The organism is Kiloniella sp. EL199 (assembly GCF_900313065.1).
Classification (GTDB): Bacteria; Pseudomonadota; Alphaproteobacteria; order Kiloniellales; family Kiloniellaceae; genus Kiloniella.
The window spans coordinates 63,835-74,529 of the sequence record NZ_OMPU01000015.1; the positions used below are offsets into that span (position 1 = coordinate 63,835).

13 protein-coding genes are annotated in these 10,695 nt (G+C 41.3%); 9 read left to right on the top strand and 4 right to left on the bottom strand.

All coding sequences use genetic code 11. The annotated features are described in order from the left end of the window. Positions 1-313 precede the first annotated feature (313 nt). On the top strand, positions 314-1,000 hold the full coding sequence (locus D9A03_RS19580) for a DUF4126 domain-containing protein (protein ID WP_120498919.1): 687 nt from the start codon (positions 314-316) through the stop codon (positions 998-1,000). A 2-nt stretch (positions 1,001-1,002) separates the two neighbouring features. Here the strand turns inward: D9A03_RS19580 and D9A03_RS19585 are convergent, their stop codons facing one another. Beyond that, positions 1,003-1,821, bottom strand: a complete 819-nt coding sequence (locus tag D9A03_RS19585) for a phosphodiesterase (protein WP_120498920.1) — start codon at positions 1,819-1,821, stop codon at positions 1,003-1,005. 44 nt (positions 1,822-1,865) lie between these two features. Next, positions 1,866-2,507, bottom strand: coding sequence for a MarC family protein (locus D9A03_RS19590; RefSeq protein ID WP_174233673.1), 642 nt, complete (start codon positions 2,505-2,507; stop codon positions 1,866-1,868). Positions 2,508-2,755: 248 nt separating this feature from the next. Here D9A03_RS19590 and D9A03_RS19595 point away from each other — a divergent pair, with 248 nt between their 5' ends. Next, entirely contained in the window at positions 2,756-3,085 is a 330-nt protein-coding gene (locus tag D9A03_RS19595; RefSeq protein ID WP_120498921.1) for a DOPA 4,5-dioxygenase family protein, read from the top strand. 125 nt (positions 3,086-3,210) lie between these two features. Continuing rightward, positions 3,211-3,432, top strand: coding sequence for a hypothetical protein (locus D9A03_RS19600; RefSeq protein WP_162938264.1), 222 nt, complete (start codon positions 3,211-3,213; stop codon positions 3,430-3,432). A 68-nt stretch (positions 3,433-3,500) separates the two neighbouring features. On the opposite strand, the gene D9A03_RS19605 is transcribed toward D9A03_RS19600, so the two are convergent. Together D9A03_RS19605 and D9A03_RS19610 are read right to left on the bottom strand one after the other, a co-directional pair. Continuing rightward, a complete protein-coding gene (locus tag D9A03_RS19605; RefSeq protein WP_120498923.1) occupies positions 3,501-3,839 on the bottom strand; it encodes a hypothetical protein in 339 nt (112 codons plus the stop codon). A 107-nt stretch (positions 3,840-3,946) separates the two neighbouring features. Beyond that, positions 3,947-4,516 carry a GNAT family N-acetyltransferase gene (locus D9A03_RS19610; RefSeq protein WP_120498924.1) on the bottom strand — a complete coding sequence of 190 codons (570 nt, stop codon included), beginning with the start codon at positions 4,514-4,516 and terminating at the stop codon, positions 3,947-3,949. Between the two features lie 205 nt (positions 4,517-4,721). Between D9A03_RS19610 and D9A03_RS19615 the strand changes: the two genes are divergently transcribed. From D9A03_RS19615 to D9A03_RS19640, 6 genes are all read left to right on the top strand, one after another. Next, positions 4,722-5,159, top strand: a complete 438-nt coding sequence (locus tag D9A03_RS19615; RefSeq protein WP_120498933.1) for a LexA family transcriptional regulator — start codon at positions 4,722-4,724, stop codon at positions 5,157-5,159. Positions 5,160-5,165: 6 nt separating this feature from the next. Then, on the top strand, positions 5,166-5,486 hold the full coding sequence (locus D9A03_RS20145; protein WP_305778181.1) for a hypothetical protein: 321 nt from the start codon (positions 5,166-5,168) through the stop codon (positions 5,484-5,486). Between the two features lie 169 nt (positions 5,487-5,655). Further along, positions 5,656-6,708 (top strand): site-specific integrase, encoded by a 1,053-nt coding sequence (locus tag D9A03_RS19625; protein WP_216825551.1) that lies wholly within the window; start codon positions 5,656-5,658, stop codon positions 6,706-6,708. Next, positions 6,686-8,962 carry a tyrosine-type recombinase/integrase gene (locus D9A03_RS19630; protein ID WP_120498925.1) on the top strand — a complete coding sequence of 759 codons (2,277 nt, stop codon included), beginning with the start codon at positions 6,686-6,688 and terminating at the stop codon, positions 8,960-8,962. The genes D9A03_RS19625 and D9A03_RS19630 overlap by 23 nt, the downstream gene beginning before the upstream one ends. A gap of 483 nt (positions 8,963-9,445) precedes the next feature. After that, entirely contained in the window at positions 9,446-9,937 is a 492-nt protein-coding gene (locus D9A03_RS19635; protein WP_120498926.1) for a GNAT family N-acetyltransferase, read from the top strand. Between the two features lie 50 nt (positions 9,938-9,987). Next, a complete protein-coding gene (locus D9A03_RS19640) occupies positions 9,988-10,680 on the top strand; it encodes a hypothetical protein (protein ID WP_120498927.1) in 693 nt (230 codons plus the stop codon). The last annotated feature ends 15 nt before the right edge of the window (positions 10,681-10,695 follow it).

Consider the following 10,695-nt stretch of genomic DNA (forward strand, 5'->3'; position numbering starts at 1 on the left):
AACAAGTTGAAACAGTCCCCCATTGAATTCTGTAATTAAGGTTGGAACATTTTGTTCCTTTAACTTTTCTCCTATCGATTTATCGACATTTTTTGTAGCTCTGTATTTTTTTAGTTTTGTACTGTGGCGGAATTGAGGTCAGAAATAGATATTCCTGAATTATAACAAAGATTATAAAAGATTTCGGATCAGAAATCTCTGGGTAAATTTACGAACTGTACTCTTACATAGTATGACCTAATATAAATATAGTTCGTTAAGATACTCAGAAAAATAACAATAACCTGATTTTAATTTTACCACCGGAGTTACAATGTCACTTTTTGAAATCGTCATTCTGGCAATGGGCGTTGCATGGGCCGGAGGTATTAACCTCTACGTGACTTTGGCAATCCTTGGCATTCTTGGGGCAAGCGGACAGCTCGATTTACCTGAGACGATTATGATTGTTGAGCATCCGGCGGTTATTGTGATTGCTGTCGTTCTTTATGTTATTGAGTTCATTGCTGATAAAATACCGGCAGTAGACTCTGTTTGGGATGGTTTACATACTTTTATACGCATTCCTGCCGGTGCAATGATGGCTGCTGGTATCATGGGGGATGTTAGTACGGAAGCTCAGGCATTAGCATTTGTTGGTGGTGGCGGGCTTGCGACCATAAGCCATTCAATGAAGGCTGGTACGCGTGCCATTTTAAACACTTCCCCGGAACCCTTTACCAATATAGCTGCATCCTTGGGCGAAGATATTTTGGTTATTGCTGGTTTGGCGATGGCATTGCTAAGTCCGACTGTGTTTGCGGCCTTTCTCGCTTTGTTCCTGATTTTGGCTATCTGGATTGTACCCAAGATTTTTCGGGGTATTCGCAAGGTCTTTGGATTTATATGCGGGAAGACTGATGCTGAGAAAGATCGGGATCACTTATCTCAAGCTACAGAGCAAATAGAAGATAAAAACTTTACAGAGCGCACAAAAAAGTTGGGCCATCGTATTGATTAAAGTTAATTAGTCGCTGGTGTAGGGACGCCTTCGGTCAGGCCGTTTGGATAGGTTCCAACAAAACTGAGGTGAGATACCAGACCCGTGTCGTTAGTCCAGTGAAACAGGCGAATACAAGCGGGTTCAAATCTTGGGTTGATATCTTCAACAGGGTGCATTTCCAATCCATATGAGAATGTAGCACTTGGTGTGACAAACAGAATTGTCTTTGCCCAGTTGGCAACGCTATCCCGGTGTGTGTGACCACAGGCAACCCCCAGAATTTGAGAGTGGCGGGCAATGATTTTTACCAGCTTTTCACCATTGAAACAGCGCATGCTATCCTGATAAGGCAGATGTAATTTTGCCGGTGGATGGTGCATAAAAACAAGCGTTGGCCTTTCAGAATCTTCAGACAGTCTGTCATTGAGCCATCTTAAGCGTTCACCACAAATCATACCGTGATGTTCCCCTGCTTCGAGGGAGTCCAGCATAATCAAGCGCAAAGGATGTTGTTCTATCGTGTATTGCAGGAATTCTCCTTCGGTGGGAAGGTATCCATCACTTTGAAAGAGTGTGCGTAGGCTTTCCCTGCTGTCGTGATTTCCCGGCATGACATAATAAGGGAGGCTCATCGTATCCAGAAGATTTTTTGCGCGCTCGTAATCTTCCATATTGCCGTGATTGGAAATGTCACCAGAGACAATAACAAGATCTGGTTGAGGATTGAGGTTGATCAGATGTTCTACTGTCTCTTTCAGGCGATCAAACAGATCAATTGGTCCATTGTCAGTTTCGATAATACGCCCTACATGAAAATCGGTAATCTGGGCAACCAACATTGCAAGCCTCTATAGTCGGTGAATAAGGTAAAATTGGTTCGGGATTAATTCAGAAGACCTCTTTTTAATCCATCAAGGATATACTGAATTGCAAGGGCGGCGAGCACAATCCCGAGAACACGAGAAATAATATGGGTTATGGTATCTCCAACAAATCGTTCCAGCTTCTCTGCTAACAGAAAAAGTGTAAGACAAAGAAGTAAAACACCAGCCAGAACAAATAAAACAGCAGATTGGGCGACAATGTTGTCTTTGTTTGCGCTCATCAACAGCATGACTGTTGCAATAGCCCCGGGACCGGAAATTAAAGGAATTGCGAGCGGAAAGACCGCTATGTCTTCGTGAAGGTCAGAGCTTTTAAGTTCTTCTGCTTTATCTTCTCGTCGTTTTGCGCGTTTATCGAATACCATTTCCAATGCTATGAGAAACAGCATAACACCGCCAGCTATGCGAAAAGCAGGAAGACCGACGCCAAGCAACTCAAGAAAGCGGTCCCCAAGAAGGGCGAAAAAAACGAGAATAATGCCACCAATCAAGACACCTTTGAGTGCCATTTTTCTTTTGTGAGCAGCATCAGCACCTTGAGTTAAACCAATAAAGATGGGCAACAAACCAAGAGGATCTATGATGACAAACAGGGAAACAAAGGCAGTAAGTGCAATGTCAAAGATAGCGGGTGTCAGCATAGAATAATCTCAAGTTTGCGGTGTTTGTTGTGATGATCTCAATTCCTCAATAGCCTTATATCCTATAACAAACCTTTAAGCGATGGACTTTTCTGATAACAGAAGATGTTGTGTTGAATACGGGAACTGGTAGCTGTTTGATTGTGTCCGGGCAATGGTGAAGTGTTAAGTCATTTTTGTAACGTGCTTTGCTCTCTTTTCTTTGGATGGTTAAGTATTTGATAATGATAAAATAGAAAGATACGCCGATGATTTCCCCACGTGACTATCACGTTCACTTTTATTTTGACCAGGACACGGTTGCTTTAGCACGACAAATTTGTGAAGCGGTCAAAAACCAGTTTCCTGTTGTTATGGGACGGGTTCATGAGAAGAATGTTGGCCCCCATCCCAGATGGAGTTGCCAGTTAACCGTTATGCCGGAAATATTTGGCGAGGTTGTTGCCTGGGTCGCTTTGAACCGTGCCGGGCTGACCGTTTTCATTCATCCAAATACGGGGGATGACTTAAAAGATCATCAAGAGCATGCCATATGGATGGGGGAAATGCTTGAGCTGGATTTATCCGCTTTTGGTTAGAATAGTTATGCCAAGTCAATCGACTTTAAGATTTTTTGCAACGTTCTAAATATGTTAACATATGATCCATGTTTAAGAGGGTATGCTTTAACCTCAAGTTTAATAAAGTTATGGGAGGGGATGGTATGAAGAAATGTAATAAATGCTTTTCCGAACGCGTTGTCCGTTATGAGCTCAGTCGCAAGGATATTGAACAATCCGGTAGCTGGTATCTGGATAACGATATGAGTAAATACCAGCCCGAAGACGTAAGAGATGTTGAATCCGGGCACGTTTCCGTTGATTTGACATTACATGTTTGTCTTGGTTGCAGCCATGTCCGAGGTACAGCGGCTAATCGAGAATAAAGCTTGCTTGACCTCTATAATGTTCGACTTACCGAGTCAGAGGCCAGATTAAGAGGTTGGCTTCAAGATTAGTGATCTGATTTTTCCAGAAACTTGTCGCCGAGGCCCGTTTCATAGGCAACACCTTCTGCTGTGAGGGTGATTGTCTGGCCATCTTCTCTCACAAGTCCTTTCCGTGCGAGGGCGACCCAAACCGCAGGATTGTTGAAGCCACTGGCGTCTTTAGCAGAAACGACAAATTCCCCGACGTGCACATGGTCGCCATGTGTGTGGGGAAGTTGAGACAACGTGACATCTCTGTTGGGATGATGCACAGCTTGTCTTTTGTCGCGTCCAATGACTTGAGCCAGAACAAGCGTACGCAGCTGTAGCTTATTCAGTTTTAAAGGATTTTTCTTTGCGACCATCAATTTGTTCCTTACAAGCAGAGCAGGGTTCTCTTACATTACGGCACTTCTTAACCTGCGAGGAAGGTCTTGAAAAGATTAAGTTGGGGGGATTGCTTGGAAAATCTCTATGATGAAATCTTTGTGGGGGTGAGGGAGTAAAGATTCTGCCCCAGAAAATAAGGATCACAACTCTCTGGTACTGTTTCCAGCCGTCCTTCGTATTTCATACCCAATTTTTGTAAAACCTTGTTTGAAGCGATGTTGCCTGTGGCGGCAATACCAACAAGTTTTTTTAGTTTGATCGTCTCAAAGGCATAATCTCTTAAGGTGATGGCTGCTTCTGTAGCAAGACCTTTACCCCAATGTTCTGGGGCAAGAGTGTAGTAAATTTCAATCAGACTCTGATCCCAATCGGCAGGTCCTAATCCGCACCACCCAATAAGTTGTTCTGTTTCCTTTAAAAGGATTGCGAGGTTGAGTTTATGAAGCTTTTCTTTGCTATTGCGTTTATGGCAACCAATTGACCAAGTGATAATGTCTTCGACCTCTTTGAGAGAGAGAGGATCATCAGGCAAATATTCAAGAACTTTGGGGTCAGACGCAATTCCTTGCAGTGAGGTGGCATCTTCCATCGCATAGGAGCGTATAATCATCCGATCTGTTTCGATCCGGCAGTTTACAAAAATATCAGACATGTCTTGGGCTCAACTGGCTGGCGGGTGAGTATTACTCTTTACAGGTTTTTAATTTGTGAATTTCAATCCTAATTGAGTTAGGTTTTGGCGACAATTGAATTGTTAATTCCTGTGGCATGGAACGTCATCATTCTTGACTTTTGATGAAATATGTTCTCTATTTGTTCTTATTGGGTATTTGGATACAGCATACGAGAACATCCCTATGAAAAGTGTAGCTCTTGAGAGTATGGGCCAAGCGAAAAAGAGAACATTTGTTCCGCTCCCTCTTTATGCTTTTAGAATTCCTGCAGGTTTTCCGTCTCCGGCTGAAGACTATATGGAAGGGAAGCTCGACCTGAATGAGGAACTGATTGATTGCGCAGAAGCAACCTTTTTTATGAGGGTTTCCGGGGACTCTATGATTGGGGCGGGCATTATGCCGGGGGGAATGCTTGTTGTAGATCGATCTATAGAAGCAAGACATGGCAAAATTGTTATTGCTGTGGTTGATGGGCAACTGACGGTGAAGCGCCTGTATGATCGCGGTGGGAAAATTCAACTCTGTTCAGAAAATCCAAAATATCAGCCAATCAAAGTTTCAAGAGAGCAGGATTTGCAGATTTGGGGTGTTGTGACAAACGTGATCACCAAGCTGAATTGATCAGCTGTGGCAAATAATGTTTTTGATCGTATCATTTCTCGCTCTAGTTCTTTCGAGCATGATCAGTGGGTTGCACTGGTTGACGTCAATAACTTTTATGCTTCTTGTGAACGGGTTTTCCGACCTGATCTGGAAGGTGTCCCCATTGTTGTTCTGTCCAATAATGATGGTTGTGTGATTGCACGCTCGGAAGAAGCCAAAAAGCTTGGCTACAAAATTGGCGATCTCTTTCATGTTATTAAGCCAAAGTTACGGCAGACAGGCACATGGATTTTCTCGTCAAATTATGCGCTTTATGGTATTACGTGGAATAGAAATACAGCTTAATGCGTAGATATTTGCATTTATAAATCTGTGACAAGTTGGCGGAGCTTAGCTTTGCCAACTTGTCACAGATTTATACCACTCTTTTTTCAATGTATATGATAGAAAATTGGCCAGAGAGAAAGGTAATTGAATCTCTATAAAGTATGAAATCTAGCCTTGGTTGGCTTCTATGATGAAAGAAACCAAATCAATACCACTTCCTTCTGGAGCACGGCTACCATATGTAGCGAGAAACGTTCATGCTCAAACTTGGTTGGGATTGCTTGCAAATTTAGGACGTGCCGAGCGGACAATTGATGCATATGGACGCGGCTTGAATGAGTTCCTCGGTTTTTGCTGTTCTCGCGATATTATAGCAGAAGATGCTAACCTTGATGACATTTCCTTGTTTGTTCGATTTCAAAGAGGAGACACAGAAGGAGGGCAAGGAGCTAGAAAAACTGTTTCAATTAGTACTTTGCTTCAGCGTCTGACTGCAATTCGTCTTTGGTATGATCATTTACTTTATCAAAGTGTTGTTAGTAAAAATCCTGTTCCGAGAGGAGGACAGTTTAAAGCGGGTAAAAATTCATCACAGAAGATAGGCTTTAATGGCTGTTTGGTACGGAAAATAGAACAGCTTCCGCGTATCCCAACAGATGATATATGGAAACAGATTATTTACGCGGCAATAAGTGAAAGCCTGAGAAATAGAGTAATGTTTGCTCTGGCGTATTTTGGGGCACTAAGGCGTGAAGAACTGGTTAACCTTTCTGTTACGGATATTGATTATGCACGTCGCTTGATTACTGTACGCGCTAATACAACAAAAACAGGGTATGGCAGAGTTGTTACCTATCCTGTTCGAGCTGGTGCAAATCTTGCTGCATATATGAGAGAGCGGCATACTCTTGATCATCGGCCAGGCCCATTGTTTCTTTCTGTATCTAACAGAAATTATGGCAAGAAACTTAGTAAATGGCAGTGGAGTAAAGCGGTAAGGAATTTGGCCGTTCGTGCTGATCAATCTGATTTCTCAACACATACTTTTCGTCATCTCCGTTTGACACATCTAGCTCGCGCTGGTTGGAGGTTGCATGAGATTGCAATCTATGCAGGACATCGAAATCTTCAATCGACAATGGCTTATATTCATCTATCGGGGACGGAATTAGCCAGTAAAATTGCGAGAAGTATCGAAGCCCGTGATGAGGTAACTGATGCCGCTTTATTCGATTTTTGATGAAAGAAGCAAACGTTATAAAGGATGGCTTGCAAAAGGAACGCAAGATCTGGACTTAACGAGATTTAATCAAAGTACGGCACTTCATGATAATGAGCGTAAATTATTGTGGGCATGGATTCAAAACGGTCGCCGGTTAACTAAAATTAGAGATCAACTTCCTCGCATTTATGCTCCGTTAAAATTGGTTCGGAGTAGGCTTCCTCCTGATTTGAAGGCACCGGATCATGCGTGGAAACAGATTTTCTATAAGCTATTGGAAAAAGATTGTACTGTCTGGGGGTTAGAGAATGAAGATTGGTCAGATTTACTTCTTGAAACTCTACATCCGTCAAGAGGAGGCAGGCCGTACTTGTTTGTGTATGCATTTACTTTACGCAAATATGATTATTCACCTGTTTTAGTACGAAGGGTTTCGGCTTCTCTTTCTGCAGAACTTGTTTTCGGGTACGACTTATTCCGGAAGGTTTATGATGAAATTGAAGAGACACTTGTTAGTCTCGGGTACAATATTATAAGCCTTCGTCAATCGCTACCGACGATGATTTCTACATTGATGTTAACCACAAGATCATCGGATATGAACGACTATACGGAAGATGTCTTGTGGCAATTTCAACAAGAAGGATATGGTGATTCTGTTAAGACACTCTGCGGTAAAGTGTCTAGAGCCCTCTCGCTTTTAGGCTATTTGCCTGAGCCTATCCGTATGCGGCATTATAAAAGATTCAAAGATCGAGATACAACAGGGATTGCCCCTGAATGGGTAGCTTTAGCACATCGATGGCGAGAGACCTCTTCTATTGGTGAAACAACACGACAATCGTGTCATGGTTTTGTTCTTCGGATTGGACTTTGGCTAGCAGACAAGCATCCTGAAATTCGTCTGCCAAGTGATTGGAAGGCCGAAACGGCGGCTGAAGCCGTTGCTCTGGTTTGTAATATGAATATTGGTGATTATGTATTACCTTCTGCTCCACCTATTCCGCCTGCACGATTAGGTGAACCGATGATGATGAATACAAAATGCTCTAACTTAATGCATTTGCGTAGATTTTTTTTCGATGTTGAGCAATGGGGGTGGGGAAAGTTAAATTTCAATCCTCATTATCACTTGGCAGCACCTACCAGGATACTACGGCAACGTGGCCCAAACCCAAGAGTGATTGATGATCGAATATGGCTTAAACTTGTTTGGGCAAGTCTCAACTTAACGCGTGAGGATGTTCTGGCAGACTCACCTCATTATCCATTTGAGTTGATTCATGCAGCAGCTGTACTTTGGACACATACAGGCTTGCGAAAAAATGAACTCCGGCGATTAAGGTTGGGATGTTCTACTTTACAAAAACAAGATCTTGCTGATAAAGAAGGAACAATTCCTGCTGGCACAATTTGCTATTTGACAGTGCCGCCGAGCAAAACGGCCAGAGAGTTCGTAAAGCCTGTTGCTGCTATCGTGCATAAGGTTATAAAGGCTTGGGCTGCAATAAGACCCTCTCAACCAAAACTTTTAGATATGAAGACAGGTGAGCGAGTAGAATTTCTTCTCCAAAATAAAGGAAAGCCGATTGGAACAACGTTTATAGAAGATACAATCATTAAATCTCTCTGTGCAAAGGCTGGCGTTCCTACTGAAGATAGCCGGGGTAAAATTACAAGTCATCGGGCTCGTGCATCTGTGGTGACTGCGCTAGCAAACTCTCCTGATGGATTTACACTACACGAACTTATGAAATGGACAGGGCATTCATGCGCCCGATCAACAATGCACTACTTAACTATTCGGCCGACAAGATTGGCAGCTACCTATGCCAAGGCTGATCGTATGACGCATATGGTCGATGTGCTTATTGATCATGATGCTGTTATCAATGGTGATGCGGTGAATGGAAAGCCATATAAGTTTTATGATTTAGGAGATTCATACTGCACTAATCCATTTTGGAGCACATGTCCTCATCGTATGGCATGCGCCAGGTGTGATTTTAACTTGCCAAAAGATTCTATTCTTGCTCGAACTCTTGAGGCTCGCTCATCAGTACTGCACATGTTGGAAAAAGTGCCTTTGACAGATGATGAGCGAGCTGCAGTCGAGGGAGATAAAGAAGCTATTGATGGGTTGATTGAAAAACTGAAAGGATTACCAACCTTGGATGGCGTAGTCGTCAGCAGATTGAAGAAATGGAAAGTCCTCAACAAAATGAGGAATGAATTTTTACAGATAAAGCTTAGCGACTTTATACCGAAATGACGTTATTTACTTTAAAGTATGTAATTTTGACGAAAATATATAATGTTATCAAATGAGTAGGTTAAATATAGTCAGGTTTTGAGTTATTATGTCCAAAACCCTTATATGTATTTTTGGAAAAGCTGTATTTTAGAAGAGACCCTATAGGTTTCTTACATGTCTTAACTATCCAGAATAATCAGTAGGTAACTTCATATTAATCTTTTGTTAATGGTGATTGTTGCCGGGGTATTTTTGTGTCATATCTTTAGTCTGTACACGTTATGCGTGAATACTATTGTATGTAGCGGAGGGGTGTGCGCTGATTAATTTAAGTGAGGTTTAAAAGTATATGAATATACAGTTTATAAACTCTGGTTTGTTCGCAGGTAATAAAAGTCAGAGTATCTATTTGTAATTCAAAGCTTTCTTATCACAATAATTATGATCACGATCTTTCCTTTTTATAATGACTAATTCTCTTTTGAAGAAATAAACCTAGTAATGTCCAAAGATCTTAAGATTATTCTTGCGAGCAAGGATGCTCATCTCCAATCCGTTTATGTCATGGCAAAAGATTTTTATGAGGAATCTCATTTTAGCGGAGGACTTTTTAGTGAGAAGAAACGCGATAAACTTGCGGGGCTTATCAAGAACAATCCGGATCAGTACGGACTGCTTATTGCCATGTACGGGGATGAACCTGTTGGTTTTATCTATTGTGTCTTTGGGGAAGGTATTATCAGCGATGATAGTGCCATAACCACGGTATATTTTTATTACGTCAAAAAAGAATACAGAGCTTCATTTCTTGGAGGGAAGGTCTCTGTGAATCTTATGAAGGGCCTTGTGAAATGGGCGAAAAAAAAGGGTGCCAAGGAAATTATGGTGCACGTGACTTCAGGCATTGAAATCCAACGCGCAAATCAATTTATGGGCAAAATGGGCTTTAAAACTCTTGGTGCCAATTATGCACTGAGTTTGACAAAGCTTTAGAAATCTACCATCGCTTAGTACATAAACAATTTTCTTTTAATGAGAGACATATGAAATACTGGTTTCAGAAAAAATATATCTTTATGGCTCTTTTTCTTATAGCTGTTTGCGGGGGAATAGTCGCAGAACATGCAACGGATTCTGCCTGTTCTGATGGTATTGAAGTTTATTCAATCAAAGATCCAAAAACAGTTGTTTTTGAATTACATGATGATAAGAAAAACATTTCTCTACATTGTAACTGTTATTTTGAGAAAAAGTGTAAAACTAATCAACAGGTTTTTTATTATACGTTTACTCAAGATGGCATTAATTTTAAATCCCAATCATATCAAGAAAAAAATTTAAATCAGTCAATTAAAGGTGAGGTTGTCGTTAGAGTAGAAATAACATCTGTGCCAAATGTTCACTTGCATGCCTCTGTCCGTAAAGGAAAATACCGAGATTTCATTTATGGTTTAGAATATTACCCCCTTCATTCTGTAGATAAATGGTATCCTAAAGTCGCCACTGGGACAGAATATTACTTGGCTCGAGGTCGACCTATACTTCCTTGGAAAATAAATGACAAGAATATACTTTTTCATTGTCCGGGTGGATCTCCCCAATTCAAATGCTTCGCAAAATTTTTAGTCAGAAATGATATTGGGGTACAAATTTTATTTGAAAGACAATTTATTCCCCAATGGGAAAATATTGTTGAACAGGCAATCAAACAAATAGTTAAAAGTAACCCATCCTGAGCATCTTAGAAAAGT